The organism is Arsenophonus sp. aPb, from assembly GCF_029873475.1.
Taxonomy (GTDB): domain Bacteria; phylum Pseudomonadota; class Gammaproteobacteria; order Enterobacterales; family Enterobacteriaceae; genus Arsenophonus.
In genome coordinates, this window is the sequence record NZ_CP123499.1 from 928,077 (window position 1) to 952,347 (window position 24,271).

A 24,271-nucleotide genomic window follows, 5' to 3' on the forward strand; every position below is an offset into this window, starting at 1 on the left:
GCCAGTTGTAGGTTGAATGAGTGGAACGCAAGATGTGGATTGGGATTATTAGCCTGTTTCCAGAAATGTTTCGCGCAATAACCGAGTATGGGGTGATAGGTCGCGCAGTTAAAAATGGCCTATTGAATATACAGTGTTGGGATCCGCGAGATTATACTCACGACAGGCACCGCACTGTAGATGATCGCCCTTATGGCGGCGGTCCAGGTATGTTGATGATGGTGCAGCCTCTTAGAGATGCCATCCATGCAGCAAAATCTGAGATCGGTGAAGATGTTAAAGTAATTTATCTTTCACCACAGGGGCGCAAACTTAATCAGCAAGGTGTTTGCCAATTGACGGCAAATAAAAAGCTTATTTTAGTTTGTGGTCGATATGAAGGTATTGATGAACGGATCATTGAAACCGAAATTGATGAAGAATGGTCAATTGGTGATTATGTTCTTAGTGGAGGAGAATTACCAGCAATGGTAATGATCGATTCAATTTCCCGGTTTATTCCTGGTGTATTAGGTCATCATGCATCAGCGGAAGAGGACTCTTTCATGACTGGGTTACTTGATTGTCCTCACTATACCCGTCCTGAGGTGTTAGAAGGTATGGAAGTTCCGAGTGTCTTATTGTCGGGCAACCATGCTGAAATAGAGCGTTGGAGAAGAAAACAGTCACTAGGCCGAACTTGGCTTAGAAGACCTGAACTTCTAACAAGCCTAGCTCTGACTGACGAGCAGAGAATGTTGTTGGCAGAATTTCAACAGGAATATGAAGAACAGCAACGTATTAATTGAGACATTGTATCACACTGTCTTGTACATATCAGTTTACCTAGGGTAAGAGAGTAATTATGAGCAACATTATTAAACAGCTTGAACAAGAGCAAATGAAGCAAAATATTCCTTCATTTCGTCCAGGAGATACCGTAGAAGTTAAGGTATGGGTGGTTGAAGGTTCTAAAAGACGTTTGCAGGCATTCGAGGGCGTGGTTATCGCGATTCGTAACCGCGGTTTGCATTCAGCATTTACTGTTCGTAAAATTTCTAATGGTGAAGGTGTTGAGCGGGTATTCCAGACACATTCACCAGTTATAGATAGTATCACAGTTAAACGTTGTGGTGCTGTTCGCAGAGCTAAATTGTATTACCTGCGAGAGCGTTCTGGTAAAGCCGCTCGTATTAAAGAGCGCTTGAATACTAAATAATTCGCTTTTCGCTACATCCTAACAATCTTTAAAGCTCGCAAAACTGCGAGCTTTTTTTATTATCTTTTTTCAGCTTTTTGCATTATCAGTCATTATTTTATTAAATCTTTTGTGTAATTTTTTATAAACATAAAAATATTTTTCTTAATTATAGAATAGAATTTTTTTGTTTATTTTCATTTGATTATATATTTTTGTTCCATTTTTATTTTATTAGTAAAGCAAATGTTACTATGTGTTGTCGCCAATGGATTGTAATATTTACAGTTCATGTTATCGTATAGCTGAACCTCAAATCGGTGTAATGCAATGCAGGATAAAAAGTTAAACAGGTAAAGATAATGATCATGCAAAAAGATGAGCTTAATAATGTTAATATTTCTGATGAACAGATTTTAATTACACCGAAAGAGCTTAAAAAATATTATCCATTGGATCACAAGAATCAGCAAATAATTACCCATTCTCGCCGAATTATTGCTGATATTATTCAGCATCGTGACCCACGGTTATTAGTTATTTGTGGTCCCTGCTCTATCCATGATGTGGATGCAGCACTGGAATATGCCCATCGTTTAAAGCAGTTAGCAATAGAACTTGGTGATAGTTTATATATTGTTATGCGGGTTTATTTTGAAAAACCTCGTACCACCACTGGCTGGAAAGGTCTGATTAGTGATCCGATGATGGATGGTTCTTTTGATATGGAAAAAGGGCTGCATATTGCACGTAAGTTATTGTTATCGCTTGTGGATATGGGATTGCCATTAGCGACAGAAGCACTTGATCCAAATACTCCACAATATTTAGGCGATTTATTTAGTTGGTCCGCTATAGGTGCTAGAACGACTGAATCACAAACACATCGTGAAATGGCTTCTGGACTCTCTATGCCAGTGGGTTTTAAAAATGGTACTGATGGTAATTTAGTTACAGCAATTAATGCAATGAGAGCAGCAGCGATGCCACATCGCTTTATGGGTATTAATCAATCAGGTCAAGTTTGTTTATTACAAACGCAAGGTAACCCTGATGGTCATATCATTTTAAGGGGAGGGGAAAAGCCAAATTATAGTGCGCAAGATATTGCAAATTGTGAAATACAGATGCGCAATACTAATTTATTACCCTCTTTAATGATTGATTGTAGCCATGGTAATTCGAGAAAAGATTTTCGTCGTCAACCGTTAGTGGTGGAATCGATTGTAGAGCAAATAACTCATGGTAATCGGTCAATTACAGGTATGATGCTTGAAAGCCATATTAATGAAGGAAGTCAATCTTCAGAACAATTACGTTCTAAAATGAAATATGGCGTTTCTGTCACTGATGCTTGTATTAGTTGGGACACAACAGACGCAGTATTAAGAAAATTACATACTAAAATTCACTCGGTACTTAAAGAGCGTATTAAGACCCTAGAAAAAGCAAGCTAATACAAGGTAAATTGATGTCAGCAGAATTATTACAATTACGTCAACAGATTGACGAAATCGATAAATCATTACTCGCATTACTAGCAAAAAGAATGCAATTAGTGTCGGCAGTTGGTGAAGTAAAAAGCCAACAAGGGTTACCTATCTATGTCCCAGAGCGCGAGGCTTCAATGTTAGAAGCGCGTCGCAAAGAAGCGGAAAAAATAGGTATTGCTCCTGATCTGATTGAAGATATTTTACGCCGCATTATGCGTGAATCTTACCAGCATGAAAATAATCAAGGTTATAAAAAACTAAATGCTGATCTAGGACCTATTATCATTGTGGGTGGCGAAGGTCGGATGGGAAAATTATTTAGTCAATTATTTACCCTCTCAGGCTATGAAGTTTATAGTTTGAACGAAGAAGATTGGAATACAGCAGATAAATTATTGGCTAATGCTGCCGTAGTCATGATTAGTGTCCCTATCCATTCAACGGTAGAAGTTATCCATAGATTGCCAAAGTTGTCTGAAGATACATTATTGATGGATATCTCTTCTATTAAGCAGCAACCGCTTGAAGCTATGTTATCAGTACATAATGGGCCTGTTATTGGTTTACATCCCATGTTCGGCTCAGATATCAATAGCATTGCTAAACAGGTAATTATTTATTGTGAAGGAAGAAATCCACAAGCATACCAATGGCTATTAGAACAATTGACGGTTTGGGGAGCCAGATTACATAAAATTAATGCTACAGAGCATGATAAATGTATGGCATTTATTCAGGCGCTTCGCCATTTTACTACTTTTGCTTATGGACAATATTTATCTGAACAAAAAGTCGATCTCCAACAATTATTAACTCTTTCATCGCCTATATATCGATTAGAGTTAGCAATGGTTGGACGTCTGTTTGCTCAAGATCCACAACTTTATGCAGATATTATTATGGCATCCGATGAAAACATTGATTTGATTGTTAAATATTATCAAAGTTTTGGTCATTCGGTGGCATTGCTTAAAGATCAAGATAAGAACAAGTTTATTTCTCAATTTGAGAGAATTAGTCAATGGTTTGGTCAGGATGCTAAACGGTTAATGCAAGAAAGCAATGCATTATTACAACAAGCTAATGATATTAGTCGTTAATTTACTGTTACTAATACTTTTTGAAAAACCGGTTATACAACCGGTTTTTTAGTTAGCAACACCGCTAGGTACTAAATTATCAGCTGGGTAGCAGCCTAAAATTTTTATTGAGCGCGTCATTGCAGTTAATTTTTCTAATGCATGTTGCATATCTAATGAGCGTAAGTTTGCCTGTACATCAATATAAAACATCTCTTCCCATGGTTTATTTTTAATTGGACGGGATTCTAATTTACTCATAACAATATTATGCTCTTTAAGTACTAATAATGCATCGACTAAAGCACCAGCATGTTGACTGGTCGCGATTAACAATGTTGTTTTAGCCGGAATTTGCGCTGAAACTTGTACAGCATTACGGGCGATAACAATAAAACGTGTCATATTATCGGGTTGATTAGCAATATTTTGTTCAAGAATGGTCAAGCCATATAATGAGCCGCCCATTTCGCTACCCAATGCGGCTACTTTAGCTGAATTGATTTTAACCACTTTTTGCATGGCACTAGAGCTACTATCGCAATATTTAATTTTCCAATTGGGATATTGTTGTAGAAATTGATTGCATTGTTGAAATGGTTGTGGATGGCTATATACCGTTTCGATGTTTTTCAATGGCACCTGAGTTATCGCTAGTAGGCAGTGATTGATGGGTAATCGCATTTCACCCACGATCGCAAGTTGGGTGTTTTGTAGCAAATCGTAAACGTCATTAATTGCCCCTGAGCTGGAATTTTCTAAAGGTAAAATACCATAATCAGCTTGTTTTGTTTCAACTAAAGCAAAGATATCTTGGAATTTATTACAGCTACATTCGATAGAATGGCTAAAATTTCTCGCTGAATATTGGCGTGCTGCAAGATGAGAATAGGATCCATTGGGTCCTAAAAAAGCAATTCGGGCAGAACCATTTACTACTGGATTTAAATGTTGCTGAAAAACAGCTTGCTGAGTTAACACACAATCTTGGTTGATGATTTGAAAAAGGCGAGTAATATAAAAGCTATCTAAGCCTTGCTTCTTCCCTTCAGCTATTAATCTATTTAGTAATTGCTGTTCATGGTTTATATCATCAATAGGCTGCTGCAGTTTTAATTTAGTCTGAGCGATATGAGTCGCTAAATCATGTCGTTCAGCCAGTAAATTTAATAACAAATTATCAAGTTGATTTATTTTTTTCTGCATGTTTAATAGATTGGATATACTGTCCATAATTATTTTCTCTGCTGTTTTATTTTTTTATTATTGTGTAATGAATGAGAATAAAAACGCCTTTATCATAATTATCAAGAAGCTAACAAAAAACTCAGTAAGTTTAAGGATTAAGCTAGATTATTAATAATGTATTTAATCAACTTGAATTATGAAGCTTATTTTTATGTTAAGCAAAACAAATAAAATAATAAAAAGCGCACTTCTATAAGTACGCTTATAGAAAAGTAAAATGGCACATACTTATGGCTGAATGGCTAGATCTATCTCTTTTGCAGTTGGATGAGCACGTCTGGCCTCATTTTTATGTTGACGCTTATTAAGTTGTTTTTCTAGTTTATTTATTAATTCATTGGTTGCAATATAAAAATTACTATGTTTTGCACTAGCAAATAATTTTCCATTTGGTGTATGAATATTGGCATCAACAATAAACTCTTGAGGCTCTTTTGACAGCACAATGTGAGGATTAATTAAAGAAACTCGCCATTTGCTAAGTTTATTCAAACGTTCTTCAATATGGTGACGTATAGCAGGTGTAATTTCTATGCACTTACTTGTTATACTTACTATCATATCGCTACCTCACTTGTCATTGAGTTATAGATATTTTCAGGATAGCGATAATTAATAGAAAAAACGTGATCTTGATCGGTTTTATTTGCTCTCTTGCTAAAGTAATGATGGGAGTGTGGATGTATTATCAAAAAAAATGCTTGTTACTTGCATAAGAAACTCGTTTTTTGCATTATTGATGGATTGATCTATTTTTATCAGTTTAAAAAATTAGTATCTAGCTAAAATTATTTTTTAATGATTAATATTAAAAAACAGCAAAATAGCTTTGCTGTTTTTTAATCAATAAATTTTAGTGATTATTTAGCCGTTAGGCGGGGTTAGCTGCGATTAACGCTGCAACTTTATTTTTTTCCTGGATTAAGCCTAACTTATTATAGGCTATCTCCATATATTTTAGTGCATTGCGTGTTGACTGGGTATCTGGATAATTTTTTAGCATTTGTTCAGAGCGATTAATAACAGCAACATACGCACCACGTTTATTATAATATTTAATAATAGCCAGCTCATATTTTGCTAAACGTTCTTTTAGAAACGCTAAACGTTTGCTAGCATCTGTTGCATAAATACTATTTGGATAAAAACGAACCAGCTGGCTAAAGTCTCTAAAGGCTACGAGCGCATGTTGAGGATCGCGATCTGAACGATCAATACCAAAAAAATCTTGTAGTGCACTATCGTCTAACGCTTGTGCTGTAAGACCACGCATATACAAAACATAGTCAATATTAGGATGTGTTGGATTAAGGCGAATAAATCGGTCAATAGTTGCTATCGCTAATGGTAGCTCAGCTGATTTATAATAAGCATAAATCATATCCAATTGAGCTTGTTGGGCATAAGGGCCAAATGGATAACGATTATCGAGAATTTCTAATAACTTGATAGCCCCTTTATAATTACCGCTTTGTAGTTTCTCTTGACTGCTGGTATAGATATCAGTGGGAGAGCTTTCTGGTACAGCATCCTTATTGCTGGAGCATCCGGTAACAAGTAAACTCAGTGTGGCTGCTGCCAGCAGATATTTTATACGTATAATCACGTGGTTGTTTCCTCTGAATGTTTTTGGGCGATCTCCATAAAGCCCCCTAACGAAATATGAGTTACAATAGCACATATTTTAATTAAAACGGCACTGCCGTCAAAATGTAAACTTTACTGTAGATAATTTTATGGCTCAACAATTACAACTTCAGGCACAAATTCTAGAATCGCAACTTGGCCAACGTTTAGACCAAGCATTAGCTGAATTATTTCCTGATTATTCTCGCTCACGAATAAAAGAGTGGATTTTAGATAATAGAGTGCTGGTAAATGGCAAAATTATAAATAGACCGAAAGAAAAAGTATTTGGCAGTGAACAAATTGCTATTGATGTACTGATTGAAGAAGATATGCGTTGGCAGCCACAAAATATTCCACTAAATATTGTTTATGAAGATGACGAAATTCTTGTCATAAATAAACCTCGTGATTTAGTGGTCCATCCCGGTGCTGGCAATCCAGATGGAACGGTACTAAATGCACTGTTATATCGTTATCCTGAGATTATTAATGTTCCACGAGCAGGGATCGTTCATCGGCTTGATAAAGATACTACCGGGTTAATGGTTATTGCAAAAACGATACCTGCTCAGACTCATTTGGTAGAAGCTTTGCAGCGAAGAGAAATTACCCGTGAATATGAAGCGGTAGTAAATGGTCGTATGACGGCAGGAGGAACGGTAGATGAGCCGATTGCTCGTCACTCAACTAAGCGAACACATATGGCTATCCACCCGATGGGCAAACCCGCTATTACTCATTATCGGGTAATGGAGCATTTTCGCGCCCATACTAGGCTCAGATTGCGCTTAGAATCAGGTAGAACGCATCAAATCCGCGTTCACATGGCGCATATTAATCATCCTTTAGTTGGCGATCCGGTATATGGTGGTCGGCCACGCCCCTTAAAAGGTGTCTCAGAAGAGTTTCGTCAAATTATGAGCAATTTTAATCGTCAGGCGCTCCATGCCACAATGTTACGTTTATATCACCCTCTAACGGGTATTGAAATGGAGTGGCACGCAGATATTCCTGCAGATATGGTTATACTAATTAATATACTCAAAGCCGATGCAATGATGCACAGAGATGAGATGGATTGGTAATGGATAGCTTAATATATCCGAACTGGCCGCAACCTGAAACAGTCATGGCTTGTAGCACAACGCGTATTGGTGGCGACAGTTTGCCACCTTATGACAGTTTTAATCTAGGGTTACATGTCGGTGATCAAGCGCGATTAGTGAAACAAAATCGCAATAGCTTAATGAAAATTGCACAACTACCCACCCAGCCTAGCTGGCTTAATCAGGTACATGGCACGCGTATTATCGATTTGGCTAAGCAAAAAAAGGGTAATCTGCAAGCGGATGCCGCCTACAGTTGTGAACTAGGACAGGTGTGTGTCGTGATGACAGCAGACTGTTTGCCTGTTTTACTCTGTAACGAACAAGGCACAGAAATTGCTGCCGTACATGCTGGTTGGCGAGGTTTGTGTGATGGGATTTTGGAAAAAGCGATAAAACAATTTAAATCACCGGTTTACTCTATTATGGCCTGGCTAGGGCCGGCAATTGGCGCGGAAAAATTTGAAGTAGGTAGTGAAGTGAGAAGTGCTTTTATTGAACATAGTGCAGAATTAGCGCAAGGCTTTAAAGCTTTTGAACAGGGTAAGTATCTTGCTGATCTCTACTTGCTAGCGCGTTTAAAATTGAACGCAATGGGCGTCCAGCATATATATGGTGGAACCTATTGTACCATGAGTGAGCCAACGCGTTTTTTTTCTTATCGTCGTGATGGCGTAACGGGACGAATGGCATCATTAATCTGGTTAAAATAAATCTTTAACAATATTAGTTATTATTTTTATATCAATAGTTGATTTTTATCGTAAGTAACTTGAATAATGTGAAATAAAACCTCATTTAATCTGCATAAATGATTGCAATTGTATTTTGGAGGTATTATGCGTTTGGATCGTCTTACCAACAAATTCCAACAAGCACTAGCTGATGCTCAATCTTTAGCAATTGGACAAGATAATCAATTTATTGAACCAGTACATTTACTCGTTGCCTTGTTAGATCAAGAAGGCGGTACTTTACGTCCTTTATTGACATCGATAGGGGTTAATGTCAGTCAGCTAAGTAACAAATTAAACGATATTCTCAATACCTTACCGCAAGTGCATGGCACGGCTGGTGATATCCAACCCTCAAATGATCTTATTCGGCACTTAAATTTGTGTGATAAGTTGGCACAACAGCGCGGTGATACGTTTATTTCCTCAGAGTTATTTCTTCTGGCAATTTTTGATGCCAAAACCTCCCTGGCAGATACGCTTAAAACGATGGGAGCTAATAAAGCAAATATAGAAAAGGCGATAGAACAAATGCGTGGTGGTGAAAATGTTAATGATCAAAGTGCTGAAGAGCAGCGTCAAGCACTTAAAAAATACACAATTGATTTAACAGAAAGAGCCGAACAAGGCAAACTCGATCCTGTTATTGGACGCGATGAAGAGATCCGCCGCACAATACAAGTTCTCCAGCGCCGAACAAAAAATAATCCGGTTTTAATTGGTGAACCAGGAGTTGGTAAAACCGCGATTGTCGAAGGTCTCGCTCAACGAATTGTTAATGGTGAAGTCCCCGAAGGGCTGAAAAATAAACGTGTTCTCTCCTTAGATATGGGGGCTTTGCTGGCTGGCGCAAAATATCGCGGTGAATTTGAAGAGCGCTTAAAGGCAGTTTTAAATGATCTGGCCAAGCAAGAAGGAAATGTGATTCTGTTTATCGATGAATTGCATACTATGGTTGGTGCAGGTAAAGCTGAAGGTGCGATGGACGCCGGTAATATGTTAAAACCAGCACTAGCACGAGGAGAATTACATTGTGTCGGGGCAACTACACTTGATGAATATCGTCAGTATATTGAAAAGGATGCGGCATTAGAGCGTCGTTTCCAAAAAGTTTATGTTGCTGAACCTACTGTTGAGGACACCATAGCAATATTAAGGGGACTAAAAGAACGTTATGAACTGCATCATCATGTACAGATAACTGATCCTGCCATTGTTGCTGCTGCCAGTTTATCAAATCGTTATATTTCTGATCGTATGCTACCTGATAAAGCCATAGATTTAATTGATGAAGCAGGTGCCAGTTTACGCATGCAGATGGACTCTAAACCGGAAGCCCTTGATCGCTTAGAACGCCGGGTTATTCAATTAAAACTTGAACAACAAGCACTGAAAAAAGAATCTGATGAAGCCAGTAAAAAGCGGCTTAAAATGTTAGAAGAAGAGCTAACAGAAAAAGAACGGGAATATTCAGAGCTAGAAGAAGAATGGAAAGCAGAAAAAGCAGAGCTTACCGGGACACAGCATATAAAAGCAGAATTAGAAAATGCACGTATAAGTTTGGAACAGGCTCGGCGCAGTGGTGATTTAGCTAAAATGTCAGAATTGCAATATGGTAAAATTCCTGAATTAGAAAAACAACTTGCAGCTGCTACCAAAGCCGAAAGTAAAACCATGAAGTTGTTGCGTAATAAAGTGACTGATGCTGAAATTGCTGAAATATTAGCACGCTGGACAGGCATTCCTGTTTCCAGAATGTTAGAAAGTGAACGTGAAAAGTTACTTCATATGGAACAGGATCTGCATAAGCGTGTCATTGGCCAGAATGAAGCTGTTGACGCAGTATCTAATGCCATTCGCCGTAGCCGTGCTGGTTTATCAGATCCAAATCGACCTATTGGCTCATTCTTATTTTTAGGTCCTACCGGTGTGGGTAAAACTGAGCTATGTAAGGCACTGGCAAATTTTTTATTTGATAGTGATGATGCGATGGTGCGCATTGATATGTCTGAATTTATGGAAAAACATACTGTTTCCAGACTAGTTGGTGCACCTCCTGGTTATGTAGGATATGAAGAAGGTGGTTATTTAACCGAGGCAATCCGACGCCGCCCTTATTCAGTTATTTTGCTTGATGAAATTGAAAAAGCGCATCCCGATGTTTTCAATATTTTATTACAAGTTTTGGATGATGGGCGCTTGACTGATGGGCAGGGAAGAACTGTCGATTTTCGTAATACAGTTGTTATTATGACATCAAACTTAGGCTCGGATTTGATCCAAGAGCGTTTTGGTAGTCTGGGCTACAACGAAATGAAAGAGATTGTCATGGAAGTTGTTAGCCGTAGTTTCCGACCTGAATTTATTAACCGTATTGATGAAGTTGTGGTATTCCATCCACTTAATAAAGAGCAAATTACAGACATTGCGCAGATCCAACTATCTCGTTTATATAAGCGTATGGAAGAGCAAGGCTATAAAGTAAAAATAACGCCAGCAGCGTTAGAAAAATTGGGTGAAGCGGGCTTTGATCCGGTATTTGGTGCACGTCCTTTGAAACGTGCGATCCAACAAGAGATAGAAAATCCATTGGCTGAACAGATGCTATCAGGTAAGTTAGTGCCTGGCAAACAAGTAACTTTAGATATTAAAAAAGGTGTTATTGTTGCTAAGCAATAAATAAAATTAAATTGTTAATCCTATTTGAAGAGGCAATATTTGCCTCTTCAATGTATTATAGTAATTCAATAACTTTGATTAAAGATCGTTATTAGCTTAAGTGATTAACAACTAACATCGTTGCTATCAATTTACGGTTAGCACAATAAATGAGCACTTAAACAGAAAAAATGCAAATAATAGTTGTTAGTTTCAGAAAACCCCCTATAATGCCCTTCCTGTTATCGCGACTTATTCATCAACGGGTGAATAAAAGTGTAACGTTAATTTAAGGTGAAAAGCGTAATATATGCCACCTCGCGACTCCGGTCGCACGCTCTTTAACAATTAATCAGACAATCTGTGTGGGCACTCGCAAGACATCATCAAAACTATTTGAAGATTAAGTCTTGAAGAGTGACGAAACAGTTAATTCATAACGAATAGCAGTCAGAAATTCTTTGAGCATCAAACTTTTAATTGAAGAGTTTGATCATGGCTCAGATTGAACGCTGGCGGCAGGCCTAACACATGCAAGTCGAGCGGCAGCGGGAGAAAGCTTGCTTTCTTGCCGGCGAGCGGCGGACGGGTGAGTAAGGTATGGGGATCTGGCCGAAGGCGGGGGATAACCACTGGAAACGGTGGCTAATACCGCATAATCTCTAAGGAGCAAAGTGGGGGACCTTCTGGCCTCACACCTTCGGATGAACCCATATGAGATTAGCTAGTAGGTGGGGTAAAGGCTCACCTAGGCGACGATCTCTAGCTGGTCTGAGAGGATGATCAGCCACACTGGGACTGAGACACGGCCCAGACTCCTACGGGAGGCAGCAGTGGGGAATATTGCACAATGGGCGCAAGCCTGATGCAGCCATGCCGCGTGTATGAAGAAGGCCTTCGGGTTGTAAAGTACTTTCAGTCGTGAGGAAGGTGTTAAGATTAATATTCTTAGCAATTGACGTTAGCGACAGAAGAAGCACCGGCTAACTCCGTGCCAGCAGCCGCGGTAATACGGAGGGTGCGAGCGTTAATCGGAATTACTGGGCGTAAAGGGCACGCAGGCGGTTAATTAAGTTGGATGTGAAATCCCCGGGCTTAACCTGGGAATGGCATTCAAGACTGGTTAGCTAGAGTCTTGTAGAGGGGGGTAGAATTCCATGTGTAGCGGTGAAATGCGTAGAGATGTGGAGGAATACCGGTGGCGAAGGCGGCCCCCTGGACAAAGACTGACGCTCATGTGCGAAAGCGTGGGGAGCAAACAGGATTAGATACCCTGGTAGTCCACGCTGTAAACGATGTCGATTTGGAGGTTGTGGTCATGAACTGTGGCCTCCGGAGCTAACGCGTTAAATCGACCGCCTGGGGAGTACGGCCGCAAGGTTAAAACTCAAATGAATTGACGGGGGCCGCACAAGCGGTGGAGCATGTGGTTTAATTCGATGCAACGCGAAGAACCTTACCTACTCTTGACATCCAGCGAAGCCTTTAGAGATAGAGGCGTGCCTTCGGGAGCGCTGAGACAGGTGCTGCATGGCTGTCGTCAGCTCGTGTTGTGAAATGTTGGGTTAAGTCCCGCAACGAGCGCAACCCTTATCCTTTGTTGCCATCGAGTTATGTCGGGAACTCAAAGGAGACTGCCGGTGATAAACCGGAGGAAGGTGGGGATGACGTCAAGTCATCATGGCCCTTACGAGTAGGGCTACACACGTGCTACAATGGCGTATACAGAGAGAGGCGAGCCTGCGAGGGGAAGCGGAACTCAGAAAGTACGTCGAAGTCCGGATTGGAGTCTGCAACTCGACTCCATGAAGTCGGAATCGCTAGTAATCGCGGATCAGCATGTCGCGGTGAATACGTTCCCGGGCCTTGTACACACCGCCCGTCACACCATGGGAGTGGGTTGCAAAAGAAGTAGGTAGCTTAACCTTCGGGATGGCGCTTACCACTTTGTGATTCATGACTGGGGTGAAGTCGTAACAAGGTAACCGTAGGGGAACCTGCGGTTGGATCACCTCCTTACCGAGATAGATGGAATGTGAGTGTTCACACAGATTGTCTGATGAAGATTGAGCAGAAGGTATCATTAGGCTTGTAGCTCAGGTGGTTAGAGCGCACCCCTGATAAGGGTGAGGTCGGTGGTTCAAGTCCACTCAGGCCTACCAAGATTGCTGGCAGATATTGCCTAAAGGCGAAGTTAGCGGGAAGGAGTAATGATACAAGAATCTTAATGGGGCTATAGCTCAGCTGGGAGAGCGCCTGCTTTGCACGCAGGAGGTCAGCGGTTCGATCCCGCTTAGCTCCACCATATTGCAAGATAAAACTAGATAAAAAGTTATTCAGAGCAGGCTGGCAACAGTATGCTGCGAATAATAATGCTCTTTAACAATCTGGAACAAGCTGAAAATTGAAACACACATTATTGAGAAAAATAATGTGGAGAACTCTCAAACTCCAACGTGAAGTGTATTCGCTGTCAGGAAGGCAGGCATTATGAGCGAGCAGTCAGGAATTCGAGGCGGCCAGCGCGCAGCAAGCGCAGCGTACAAAGTACGTGAGCATTGCGAGCACTGCCCAACAAAGAATTGCTGCACGCGCAGCCATAACCTATCAGAATGATAGTGAAATAAAGACATCTTCGGGTTGTGAGGTTAAGCGAACGAAGCGTACACGGTGGATGCCTAGGCAGTCAGAGGCGATGAAGGACGTGCTAATCTGCGAAAAGCGTCGGTAAGCTGATATGAAGCGTAATAGCCGGCGATGTCCGAATGGGGAAACCCAGTGCATTAATGCACTATCGTTTGATGAATTCATAGTCAAACGAGGCGAACCGGGGGAACTGAAACATCTCAGTACCCCGAGGAAAAGAAATCAACCGAGATTCCCCTAGTAGCGGCGAGCGAACGGGGAGCAGCCCAGAGTCAGCATCGATATTAGTATCAGGAGAAGGGTCTGGAAAGGCCAGCAATAAAGGGTGATAGCCCCGTATCCGAAGATGTTAGTATTGTGAGCTCGAAGAGTAGGGCGGGACACGTGTTATCCTGTCTGAATATGGGGGACCATCCTCCAAGGCTAAATACTCCTGACTGACCGATAGTGAACCAGTACCGTGAGGGAAAGGCGAAAAGAACCCCGGCGAGGGAGTGAAAAAGAACCTGAAACCGTGTACGTACAAGCAGTGGAGCCCCACCACCAAAGTATTTCTGCACGCTGTTTGGCGGTTGGCGGAGCGTAGCGACGCCCAACCAATCCAATCAAGCAGTGTAAGTCCCAACGAATCAAGGCGCGTGATTTAGATTGAATCAGGTAAAATCTGATTTAAGACGCATCAGGCCAATTGACTGGGATGGGGTGGGTTGCCGAAGGCAACCGCCGCAAAGTACGGAGTACTTTGGGGTGGGGTGACTGCGTACCTTTTGTATAATGGGTCAGCGACTTATATTCTGTAGCAAGGTTAACCGCATAGGGGAGCCGTAGGGAAACCGAGTCTTAACTGGGCGTTAAGTTGCAGGGTATAGACCCGAAACCCGGTGATCTAGCCATGGGCAGGTTGAAGGTTGGGTAACACTAACTGGAGGACCGAACCGACTAATGTTGAAAAATTAGCGGATGACTTGTGGCTGGGGGTGAAAGGCCAATCAAACCGGGAGATAGCTGGTTCTCCCCGAAAGCTATTTAGGTAGCGCCTCGTGAATTCATCTTCGGGGGTAGAGCACTGTTTCGGCTAGGGGGTCATCCCGACTTACCAACCCGATGCAAACTACGAATACCGAAGAATGTTATCACGGGAGACACACGGCGGGTGCTAACGTCCGTCGTGAAGAGGGAAACAACCCAGACCGCCAGCTAAGGTCCCAAAGTCATGGTTAAGTGGGAAACGAAGTGGGAAGGCTTAGACAGCCAGGATGTTGGCTTAGAAGCAGCCATCATTTAAAGAAAGCGTAATAGCTCACTGGTCGAGTCGGCCTGCGCGGAAGATGTAACGGGGCTAAACCATGCACCGAAGCTGCGGCAGCAACAGCAATGTTGTTGGGTAGGGGAGCGTTCTGTAAGCCGTCGAAGGTGGACTGAGAGGTCTGCTGGAGGTATCAGAAGTGCGAATGCTGACATAAGTAACGATAAAGCGGGTGAAAAACCCGCTCGCCGAAAGACCAAGGGTTCCTGTCCAACGTTAATCGGGGCAGGGTAAGTCGACCCCTAAGGCGAGGCTGAAAAGCGTAGTCGATGGGAAACGGGTTAATATTCCCGTACTAAGGGTTACTGCGAAGGGGGGACGGAGAAGGCTAGGCTATCCGGGCGACGGTTGTCCCGGTTTAAGCGTGTAGGTGGGTCGTGCAGGCAAATCCGCATGGCTATAACACTGAGGCGTGATGACGAGCCACCAAGGTGGTGAAGTAGTTGATGCCAAGCTTCCAGGAAAAGCCTCTAAGCGATAGGTAACCGTTAATCGTACCCCAAACCGGACACAGGTGGTTAGGTAGAGAATACTCAGGCGCTTGAGAGAACTCGGGTGAAGGAACTAGGCAAAATGGTGCCGTAACTTCGGGAGAAGGCACGCTGGCGTTAGGTGAAGTGGTTCGCCCATGGAGCTGAAGCCAGTCGCAGATACCAGCTGGCTGCAACTGTTTATTAAAAACACAGCACTGTGCAAACACGAAAGTGGACGTATACGGTGTGACGCCTGCCCGGTGCTGGAAGGTTAATTGATGGGGTAAGCCGTAAGGCGAAGCTCTTGATCGAAGCCCCAGTAAACGGCGGCCGTAACTATAACGGTCCTAAGGTAGCGAAATTCCTTGTCGGGTAAGTTCCGACCTGCACGAATGGCGTAATGATGGCCAGGCTGTCTCCACCCGAGACTCAGTGAAATTGAACTCGCTGTGAAGATGCAGTGTACCCGCGGCAAGACGGAAAGACCCCGTGAACCTTTACTATAGCTTGACACTGAACATTGAGCCTTGATGTGTAGGATAGGTGGGAGGCTTTGAAGTGTGGACGCCAGTTCGCATGGAGCCAACGTTGAAATACCACCCTTTAATGTTTGATGTTCTAACTTAGGCCCGTAATCCGGGCTGAGGACAGTGTCTGGTGGGTAGTTTGACTGGGGCGGTCTCCTCCCAAAGCGTAACGGAGGAGCACGAAGGTTGGCTAATCACGGTCGGACATCGTGAGGTTAGTGCAAAGGCATAAGCCAGCTTGACTGCGAGCGTGACGGCGCGAGCAGGTACGAAAGTAGGTCTTAGTGATCCGGTGGTTCTGAATGGAAGGGCCATCGCTCAACGGATAAAAGGTACTCCGGGGATAACAGGCTGATACCGCCCAAGAGTTCATATCGACGGCGGTGTTTGGCACCTCGATGTCGGCTCATCACATCCTGGGGCTGAAGTAGGTCCCAAGGGTATGGCTGTTCGCCATTTAAAGTGGTACGCGAGCTGGGTTTAGAACGTCGTGAGACAGTTCGGTCCCTATCTGTCGTGGGCGAAGGAAGATTGAGGGGGGCTGCTCCTAGTACGAGAGGACCGGAGTGGACGCACCACTGGTGTACAGGTTGTCATGCCAATGGCATAGCCTGGTAGCTAAGTGCGGAAGAGATAACCGCTGAAAGCATCTAAGCGGGAAACTTGCCTCAAGATGAGTCTTCCCTGACAGCAATGTCCTATAAGGGGTGTTCGAGACGAGGACGTAGATAGGCTGGGTGTGTAAGCGTAGCGATACGTTGAGCTAACCAGTACTAATGACCCGAGAGGCTTAACCTGACAACACCGAAGGTGTTTTGAGAAGAGAGAAGAAATTTTAGCTTGTTCGGAGATTGACTCCTGTAGGAATTTACGTGAATGGCAGTGAGCTGGCGCTAGGTGCATACTGAGGTATGTGAATGAGGCGAAAGGCTGGCCGAGATAGCAGCGTAATGAAACAGGATAGCGAAAAAAGAATTTGTCTGGCGGCAATAGCGCGGTGGTCCCACCTGACCCCATGCCGAACTCAGAAGTGAAATGCCGTAGCGCCGATGGTAGTGTGGGGTCTCCCCATGTGAGAGTAGGGAGCTGCCAGACTTTAATTATGTTAAAAAAGCCACCTAAGGATGGCTTTTTGACGTTTTATCTACTGATAACTTTTTTGATTTTTGATATAAAAATCTAATTATTTTAGCAGTAGAAAATTGAGCTAGCCTATTAGAGAATGCGACGTATTAACCTATCCACGCGGATCCTGCGTAAACGTCGAATAAGTTTTTTAATTTTTACTGGATAACGTTGGATATTTTCAAGCTCTTGGTAATGCTTCACGATATGAGTATTTGTGGTTATACATTTTAATTCTTTGTTTTTTTGCTGTAGCAGAACTTTTTGCGGATCATGAATTAAAATTGCATTTTCCAAATCGAGCCCCCATGCCCGAGGATTGAGATTATTGCCAGTAAGTAATTGCCAATTATTATCTATCCAAATTCCTTTTAAGTGATAGCTATTGTCACCATCTTTCCATAATCTGATGGTTAATTGTTGGCTATCTACAAAGTGTTGTAATCGACAGATAAATCGACGTAGGTTAATTTCATATAAATAAGGTAATGCACTGATAATTTTGAAAGGTTTTTCTGGTGGAATATAAAAGTCATTAGCAGTTTTATCGCCAATAATAATTTCAATGTGTTTGCCGTCACGCAATAATTTACTAATTATACGCGTTAAAATAGTGGGCAAATTAAAATAGGGGGTACAGATAGTCATTTTCTTTTCTGTACTATTCATTAAATGCATAATAACTTTATTTAATTCATTTTTTTTGCCTAAACCAATTAATGGAGTTACTGCTAACTCTTCATTTGTGGCATTATTATGCAACTGGTAGTGACAACTTTTTAAACTATGACGAAATTGTTTAATCAAACTTTTAATTTGAGTATTTCGTGGGCGATGTGCTTGATCTAGACGCTGTATGGCGGGTGAAGATAGCAAGCTTTGGTCGATAAAACTTTTCATTGTCGCTGCTAATTGGGCATTATCTAATATATGATAACGATCGTAGCGATAACGTTGATGTTGTTGCAGATAGACATCATTAATACTGGCACCACTATAAATAATGGTATCATCGAAGATGAAGCCTTTTAGATGTAAAACGCCTAGTGCTTCCCGTGTATTAACAGGGATACCAAAAATAGCAATATTCAGTCCTGGGTGGGCCATCATCATTTGATAATACCAATCGGCATTAGTTGCGTTGGCATCTGCACCAATGCGACCACGTTGGGCGCGATGCCAGTCAACCATTATTTTGATATCTAATTCTGGTCGTGCCATTTTTGCTTGATAAAGCGCATTTAGTATGTCTTGTCCTGCATCATCATGTTCGAAATAAAGTGCAGTTATATAAATATACCGTTGAGCGCTGGCAATTTTGTCTAACAGCGCTTTACGGAAACTTTCTGTTTGGTAAAGGGTGACAACACCAGTTGCAGACTGAGGTAATTTTGCTAATTGCTCAAGATATAGTTGATGCTTTGCTTTTTTTAATTTGGACAACATCACAGTGTAAATTTTCTCTTTTTTATTAAGGGAGTAGATTATATACTTTGGTTTAGGTTAATTGAAAATTAGTAATCCATGATACCATTAGTTTAATTTTTTGTATCTATTAATCCCAGCTATGTTGACCGATTATTCAGTCATTATTTATTACATTATTAGATCTATTTAGTTATAAGATTATTTTCCTCAAAGTGCTAGATCTAGGTTGACAATGCTATCTTCAAATTGAGGATCGAGATTAAAACCTAATTTTTGTGCCAGTTGTAGCATTTTTTTATTTTCAGGCATGGTAATTGCAGTAAGTCGCTGAGTACCACGGCTACGGCTATATCTAATAATTTTATCCATTAACTGATAGCCAAGTGTATTACCTTTCATATCAGAACGTACTAAAACGGCAAATTCTGCTTGCTGATTGTCAGGATCCTCTACCACGCGAACTACTCCAATGATCTCGGAATTTTTTTTAATAGCAATAAAAGCCATTTCTCGGTCATAATCGATTTGTGTCATATTTGCTAAGTCATCATGGGTAAATTCGCTGATTTCACTAAAATAACGATAATAAAGATCTTCTTTTGTTACCTGAGTAATAAAATCTTTAAGTAAATGTTCGTCTTCGGGTAGGATAGGCCTAAGTAGACACTTTATTCCATTTTTAAGAGAAATAATTTCTTCTAATTCATTAGGATAAGGTCTAATAGCTAGTCTTGCTTTAGGATCACCAACAATAGGGCAGAGTTCCATTGTAACATCCAGTAAAGTGAATTCCTCCTCAAATGCTAAAAGTGGGTGAATATTTAGTCGGACAATTTGCGGGCAATCTATCAGTAAATTTGAAACGCGGACCAGTAATTGGCAAAGACCATCAATATTTAGTTGATGGGATGAATTTGTTGATTTTATCTTTTGATTTTTAATTGCTTGAATAACTAAATATCTGGCTAATGTCATGTTAAGAGGGGGGAGCGCCACCGCAGCATGGGTTTCTGGCTGCCATTCAATATCACCATCACCTAATAAGATCAAAGGACCAAAAATGGGATCTTGTTCAATTGCTATTTTTAACTCGAGAGAACCTGCTTTATTTGCCATACTTTGTACTAATAAACCTTGAATTATGGCGTTAGGAAAGTGTTGAGCGGCACGATCAAAAATTCCCTGGCTAGCATCTGCCACTTCTTTGGCATTGCGTAAATAAAGCATAACGCCTTGAATATCAGATTTGTGAGGAATATCTGCTGAGCGTAATTTTAAAGCAACCGGATAGCCAATTTTTTCAGCAATAGCGATTGCCTGATCACTATTATGAGCTATCCATGTGGGTAATATTTTTAAGCCATAGGCGCGTAAAATAGGTTCCACCTCGTGAGTATCAAGCTGGGTTACCCCTTTTTTTAATGCTTTTTCAATCAATGCATGGGCTTTTGTAGTGTTAGCGGTTAATCCAATAGGTAATGCCGGTGTCTCAGTCAATTGTTTTTGGTTACGGCGATATTCAACCATATGCATATAAGCAGTAATGGCGCCTTCCGGAGTTCGATATGTTGGAATACTCGTTTCACTAAAACGTTTACGTGCATCCTGGGATGAATATTCGCCACACCAGTTAGTTAATATAGTTAACCATTTACCGCGGGGATGTGATTGAATAGTTTGAATGATCCTCTCCGCGGTAAATAAACTGGGGGCTATAGTACTAGGCGAATGAATAAGTAATATAGCATCATGATCCTGGCTATCTAACATAATATTAAGGATTTTAATGTAACATTCGATGGTTGCATCATCACCGATATTAATTGGATTTTGATTTGAGTGAAGATTGGGAAAAATGGCTTGAATTTTTTGTTGAGTATTAGTATTAAGTTTTGCCAACTTTCCTTTGCGCCGAAAAAGCTCATCGAGGGCCATTGCGGCAGGCCCGTTACCATTACTAATAATAGAGAGTCTGTCCCCCTTTAAAGGGGACATGTGACTTAATGTTTCAACTGCGGAAAACATTTCATGGGTATCTTGCACTCGAAGTAATCCTGCTCGTTGAATAGCTGCGTCATAAGCAGCATCAAAGCTTTGTACTTCTCCTAGTAAATATTGTGCTTGTTGAGTACGTCCACTTTTAACAACTAGAATAGGTTTATTACGTGATGCACTGCGAGCAGCTGAAAGGAATCTCCGCGCCTGCTGAATATGTTCTATATAGAGTAATATGGCGCTGGTTTTATTATCTCTAGCAAGAAAATCAAGTAGATCATCGATATCAATATCCAAACTATTTCCCAATGCAATAAAGTAAGAAAAGCCAATTTTACGCTGTTGTGCCCAGTCCAGAATAATATTAGAAACTGCAGCAGATTGAGAAATAAAAGCTAGTTTGCCTTTTAAGATTGGAATTGGTGAAAAGCTAGCATTTAATTGTTGCCAGGGTGCTAGGATCCCCAAACTATTGGGCCCCAATAATCTTATATTGTATCGTTGTGTTAATGCTTTCAGTTTTACAAACTGAGAAGGAGGCGATGATAGGATAATGGCTGCTTTACAACCCATTTTGCCCAGTTGTTTTAGACAAGTTAAATTTCTATCTGCATTTGTGCAGATAACCGCTAAATCTGGTGAGAATGGTAATTTATCAATTGTAGGATAGGTGAGTATTCCCATTACCGCATTTTTATTTGGTGTAACCGGCAGGATCGGGCCTGTAAAACCACTAGAAAGTAGATTCTTTATAATCACGGATCCTGCTCGTTCTGGTTTTTCTGAGGCACCAATAACTGCAATGGATTTAGGTCGCAATAATGCGTCGAGTCCACGCTGGCTCATAGATATTTACCTTGTCATGGGTATTGTCTATCAATGTAGCTGATATTTTCGCATTTTTCTGTGATTTTTGCCGCCAGAGAACAAAGTTTGTTGGTTAGATACTATTTATAAAAAATAAATCATGAAGTGATAATTTTATAATTATTAGTTTCTTATGAATATTTTTTCATTCTTGAATGGTGTTATTTTAACATCACACACATTTACACGATAAAGATTAAGTGGTGTTAAAAAAATTAGTTTGTTATTGAGAGCGGAATTTAAAAGTAAAAAAAAGATAAAAGTTTACTATTCCAAATAGTAAAGAATATTATTTTGTTTTATATGAAATAAAAAATTATTTTAACATGTTACTGTCAAGAATTATTATTCTGAACAGAAATTAATAAAAAAGTATTTTGAGCGATATGATATTGGCAATAATGGAGAATTCAACATCATAGAGGTTAATATGTTTAATATCTTTAAAAACGAAAATATTTTATTTTCACCCATAGAGCCCGACCTTATTAGCGAAGAACAGGCCAAAGTAAAAAAGGACTTGGCAATTTTAACCAAAAAATTAACTTTAGATAGTGGTTTAGCTGATAGGCAAGATTTGCAAAATAAAAAACTAGCTATTTTACTGGAGAAATTACAAACAAGAGAAGCAGGTGATTGCGTTGAACTAAATGAAATTGACTTGACGGGCATGGAATTACCCGCAGCGATTGAACTTTATAACGTTAATTTAATGCACAGTAAATTAGTAGCGGTTAAGATGATGAATGCTAATTTACAACATAGTAATTTGTCTAGCACGGATTTGAGCAAAATAGATTTAAGTGATGCTAAATTAAATAATGCCACTTTGATCCAGTCGGTTCTGACAGATGCGAATATCGCTAATGCAGATTTGCAAAACGCAAATTTCAGGAGCGCTAATTTAAAATATTGCAATTTGGCAATGGCTAATTTGAGCAGAGCTCATCTACAAGACGCTGATTTAATGAGAGCGAAGTTGATGGGAGCAAATTTATCGCAGGCATTTTTATTGTGTAGCATTATGCAGCGAGCTGATTTAACCGCAGCAAATATGTTTAATGCCGAGATGTTGAGCATAGATTTAACAGACGCTAATTTGACTAACGCTAATTTAGAACAGGTGAGGGGTGAAAATTCAATATTAAATAACGCTAAATTAATAGGTGCAAATTTAACGCGAGCTTTTTTTCGTGGCGCTAATATGCAAAATGTAGATCTTACCAACGCAATTTTACTTAATACCCATTTGTTTGGTGCAGACTTGACTAATGCGAATCTCACGGATGCAAATTTAAAAAATGCTAATCTAACCAATGTTAACCTCACTAACAGCAATTTAAGTGGTGCGACAATATCTTTGCAATCGGTTATTAACTTAGATCTCCAGTCGATCATTTTGCATAAAGCAATTAATTTATCGATTGAGTTAAAGTGGGAACAAAATAGCCTTGATCAATATTTAAATCATTTAAATAATCGAGAGACAAATAGTGTATTAACCCAGATAGCTAGCATTGATAAAATGTACGATGCGGCAAAAATAGATATGATAAAACAAATTATCGCATCATTAAGTAATCAGCGAGTTAACATTTCCTCTGTCGCAGCATCATTGATCGATATTTTAGCTGAACCACCCTATTATGCGGATGCTGAAATTTCAAATTGGCTAAAAAGTGTTTGTGCTAACTATATTGAAAAATTTAATGATTGGCCGATGCCATTACAAAAAGAATCGGTTATTAATTTGATGATTGATACTTTCCAACATTATCCTGATTTACTTTTTAATTGTAATTCAGCCTTTATACAGATTATTTCCCAAGCAATATATAAAATTGATTCAGCGCAATTAAAGCAAAAAGCGATTTCTGTTTATGAGCATTACCTAAAAAGTAGCCAAATCCAACCTTATGTCCAGATGGATGATTTTGGCTGTTATGGTGAAAATAAAACCGATTGGTCAGACAAAAATGCGGCAAACTATATTCTATTTTCTTCTACCGAACAGGGTTATGCCATGATGTTGTCGCAAAATGTACTAGCTGGAATGTTAATGCCAAATCTAGCAGGCAAAGATCAAGTATTAAACCAATTTTTTCTTTACCAGCAACAAAATAATTTAAATCAAGCTGATTATCAATTAGAGGATATTTTAAAAAATAAATTTCCAATATTTTATAGCGGATATCAATCTCTGCTTAGAATAAATACTTTTAACCGTTTGCTTGATTTATTAGATTTAGATGAAAAATTGTATGACTTATTTATTGCAGTAACAAAAAAAGCTATTTCAACAGAAAAATTAGTTAATCCTGAAGAACAAATTCAACTAGAAAAGCTATTAACTAATAAAGCATATCAGTTTATCGCGCCAAGTGATTATCAATTAACAGAAAAATTTTATCAGAATATTCTCAATACCTATAAATTGAAAGAGGCAACTGATAAGGAAAAAGCAGAAAAAATATTTAGCTTATCAGCGGTATTTGTTAAATATACTTCTAGTGCTATTTTGGGTACTGAGACGGAATCACCTAATGCTTTAAGATATTTTTCCTGTGCGATGTTAAATAAAGCCTATGAACTTTGCCCGGCCATTTTTGATTCTGAGCAACAAATTACAGAGTGGAAAAATAGATTACTTGGCTTAGAAAAAACTTTTTCTTGTACTGCGGTATTGTCTAGCGCAATGATAGATCACGCAAGGAAACAATTTTCTAATCAATTAGCAACTGTATTGCCGCCTGATTGGTATTAAACGTTAATCTAAAATT

General features: G+C 40.1%; 13 protein-coding genes, 2 tRNA genes and 3 rRNA genes. 13 read left to right on the forward strand and 5 right to left on the reverse strand.

The annotated features are described in order from the left end of the window. Positions 1-32 precede the first annotated feature (32 nt). The 4 genes from trmD (at position 33) to tyrA (ending at position 3,770) form a co-directional block, all read left to right on the forward strand. Positions 33-788: a tRNA (guanosine(37)-N1)-methyltransferase TrmD gene (gene trmD, locus QE177_RS03935; protein ID WP_280552208.1), complete on the forward strand. Its 756-nt coding sequence runs from the start codon at positions 33-35 to the stop codon at positions 786-788. A 56-nt stretch (positions 789-844) separates the two neighbouring features. Further along, complete coding sequence (gene rplS / locus QE177_RS03940) at positions 845-1,198, forward strand: 50S ribosomal protein L19 (RefSeq protein ID WP_026822674.1); 354 nt, start codon at positions 845-847, stop codon at positions 1,196-1,198. 341 nt (positions 1,199-1,539) lie between these two features. Beyond that, on the forward strand, positions 1,540-2,634 hold the full coding sequence (locus tag QE177_RS03945) for a 3-deoxy-7-phosphoheptulonate synthase (RefSeq protein ID WP_280551422.1): 1,095 nt from the start codon (positions 1,540-1,542) through the stop codon (positions 2,632-2,634). A 14-nt stretch (positions 2,635-2,648) separates the two neighbouring features. Further along, on the forward strand, positions 2,649-3,770 hold the full coding sequence (gene tyrA, locus QE177_RS03950; protein WP_280551423.1) for a bifunctional chorismate mutase/prephenate dehydrogenase: 1,122 nt from the start codon (positions 2,649-2,651) through the stop codon (positions 3,768-3,770). 48 nt (positions 3,771-3,818) lie between these two features. On the opposite strand, the gene pheA is transcribed toward tyrA, so the two are convergent. The 3 genes from pheA to bamD all read right to left on the reverse strand — a co-directional run bounded on the left by pheA (position 3,819) and on the right by bamD (position 6,600). Continuing rightward, on the reverse strand, positions 3,819-4,982 hold the full coding sequence (gene pheA / locus QE177_RS03955) for a bifunctional chorismate mutase/prephenate dehydratase (RefSeq protein WP_280551424.1): 1,164 nt from the start codon (positions 4,980-4,982) through the stop codon (positions 3,819-3,821). 243 nt (positions 4,983-5,225) lie between these two features. Next, positions 5,226-5,558, reverse strand: a complete 333-nt coding sequence (gene raiA, locus QE177_RS03960) for a ribosome-associated translation inhibitor RaiA (RefSeq protein ID WP_280551425.1) — start codon at positions 5,556-5,558, stop codon at positions 5,226-5,228. 310 nt (positions 5,559-5,868) lie between these two features. After that, positions 5,869-6,600, reverse strand: coding sequence for an outer membrane protein assembly factor BamD (gene bamD / locus QE177_RS03965; protein WP_280552209.1), 732 nt, complete (start codon positions 6,598-6,600; stop codon positions 5,869-5,871). A 133-nt stretch (positions 6,601-6,733) separates the two neighbouring features. Here bamD and rluD point away from each other — a divergent pair, with 133 nt between their 5' ends. The 8 genes from rluD to rrf all read left to right on the forward strand — a co-directional run bounded on the left by rluD (position 6,734) and on the right by rrf (position 17,171). Further along, positions 6,734-7,711 (forward strand): 23S rRNA pseudouridine(1911/1915/1917) synthase RluD, encoded by a 978-nt coding sequence (rluD, locus tag QE177_RS03970; protein WP_280551426.1) that lies wholly within the window; start codon positions 6,734-6,736, stop codon positions 7,709-7,711. Next, a complete protein-coding gene (gene yfiH / locus QE177_RS03975; protein ID WP_280551427.1) occupies positions 7,711-8,445 on the forward strand; it encodes a purine nucleoside phosphorylase YfiH in 735 nt (244 codons plus the stop codon). Before rluD ends, yfiH begins: the two co-directional genes overlap by 1 nt. A gap of 126 nt (positions 8,446-8,571) precedes the next feature. Further along, positions 8,572-11,145: an ATP-dependent chaperone ClpB gene (clpB, locus tag QE177_RS03980; RefSeq protein ID WP_280551428.1), complete on the forward strand. Its 2,574-nt coding sequence runs from the start codon at positions 8,572-8,574 to the stop codon at positions 11,143-11,145. Positions 11,146-11,601: 456 nt separating this feature from the next. Further along, positions 11,602-13,143, forward strand: a 16S ribosomal RNA gene (locus QE177_RS03985). A 66-nt stretch (positions 13,144-13,209) separates the two neighbouring features. Next, positions 13,210-13,286: transfer RNA gene (locus QE177_RS03990), tRNA-Ile, on the forward strand. Between the two features lie 67 nt (positions 13,287-13,353). Continuing rightward, positions 13,354-13,429, forward strand: a tRNA-Ala gene (locus tag QE177_RS03995). A gap of 341 nt (positions 13,430-13,770) precedes the next feature. Continuing rightward, a 23S ribosomal RNA gene (locus QE177_RS04000) occupies positions 13,771-16,874 on the forward strand. Positions 16,875-17,055: 181 nt separating this feature from the next. Further along, positions 17,056-17,171: ribosomal RNA gene (gene rrf, locus QE177_RS04005) — 5S ribosomal RNA — on the forward strand. Together the 16S, 23S and 5S rRNA genes with 2 tRNA genes alongside form the textbook arrangement of a ribosomal RNA operon. A gap of 120 nt (positions 17,172-17,291) precedes the next feature. On the opposite strand, the gene pssA is transcribed toward rrf, so the two are convergent. Further along, positions 17,292-18,647, reverse strand: coding sequence for a CDP-diacylglycerol--serine O-phosphatidyltransferase (pssA, locus tag QE177_RS04010; protein WP_280551429.1), 1,356 nt, complete (start codon positions 18,645-18,647; stop codon positions 17,292-17,294). Between the two features lie 189 nt (positions 18,648-18,836). Continuing rightward, a complete protein-coding gene (locus tag QE177_RS04015) occupies positions 18,837-21,470 on the reverse strand; it encodes a bifunctional acetate--CoA ligase family protein/GNAT family N-acetyltransferase (protein WP_280551430.1) in 2,634 nt (877 codons plus the stop codon). A gap of 451 nt (positions 21,471-21,921) precedes the next feature. Between QE177_RS04015 and QE177_RS04020 the strand changes: the two genes are divergently transcribed. Next, entirely contained in the window at positions 21,922-24,255 is a 2,334-nt protein-coding gene (locus QE177_RS04020) for a pentapeptide repeat-containing protein (protein ID WP_280551431.1), read from the forward strand. Positions 24,256-24,271: the final 16 nt, after the last annotated feature.

What these genes read in the sequence shown, in the direction of transcription:
- trmD (WP_280552208.1), top strand. Translation starts at nt 33, where the DNA reads ATGTGGATTGGGATTATTAGCCTGTTTCCAGAAATGTTTCGCGCAATA.
- rplS (WP_026822674.1), top strand. Translation starts at nt 845, where the DNA reads ATGAGCAACATTATTAAACAGCTTGAACAAGAGCAAATGAAGCAAAAT.
- QE177_RS03945 (WP_280551422.1), top strand. Translation starts at nt 1,540, where the DNA reads ATGATCATGCAAAAAGATGAGCTTAATAATGTTAATATTTCTGATGAA.
- tyrA (WP_280551423.1), top strand. Translation starts at nt 2,649, where the DNA reads ATGTCAGCAGAATTATTACAATTACGTCAACAGATTGACGAAATCGAT.
- pheA (WP_280551424.1), bottom strand. Translation starts at nt 4,982, where the DNA reads ATGGACAGTATATCCAATCTATTAAACATGCAGAAAAAAATAAATCAA.
- raiA (WP_280551425.1), bottom strand. Translation starts at nt 5,558, where the DNA reads ATGATAGTAAGTATAACAAGTAAGTGCATAGAAATTACACCTGCTATA.
- rluD (WP_280551426.1), top strand. Translation starts at nt 6,734, where the DNA reads ATGGCTCAACAATTACAACTTCAGGCACAAATTCTAGAATCGCAACTT.
- yfiH (WP_280551427.1), top strand. Translation starts at nt 7,711, where the DNA reads ATGGATAGCTTAATATATCCGAACTGGCCGCAACCTGAAACAGTCATG.
- clpB (WP_280551428.1), top strand. Translation starts at nt 8,572, where the DNA reads ATGCGTTTGGATCGTCTTACCAACAAATTCCAACAAGCACTAGCTGAT.
- pssA (WP_280551429.1), bottom strand. Translation starts at nt 18,647, where the DNA reads ATGTTGTCCAAATTAAAAAAAGCAAAGCATCAACTATATCTTGAGCAA.
- QE177_RS04015 (WP_280551430.1), bottom strand. Translation starts at nt 21,470, where the DNA reads ATGAGCCAGCGTGGACTCGACGCATTATTGCGACCTAAATCCATTGCA.
- QE177_RS04020 (WP_280551431.1), top strand. Translation starts at nt 21,922, where the DNA reads ATGTTTAATATCTTTAAAAACGAAAATATTTTATTTTCACCCATAGAG.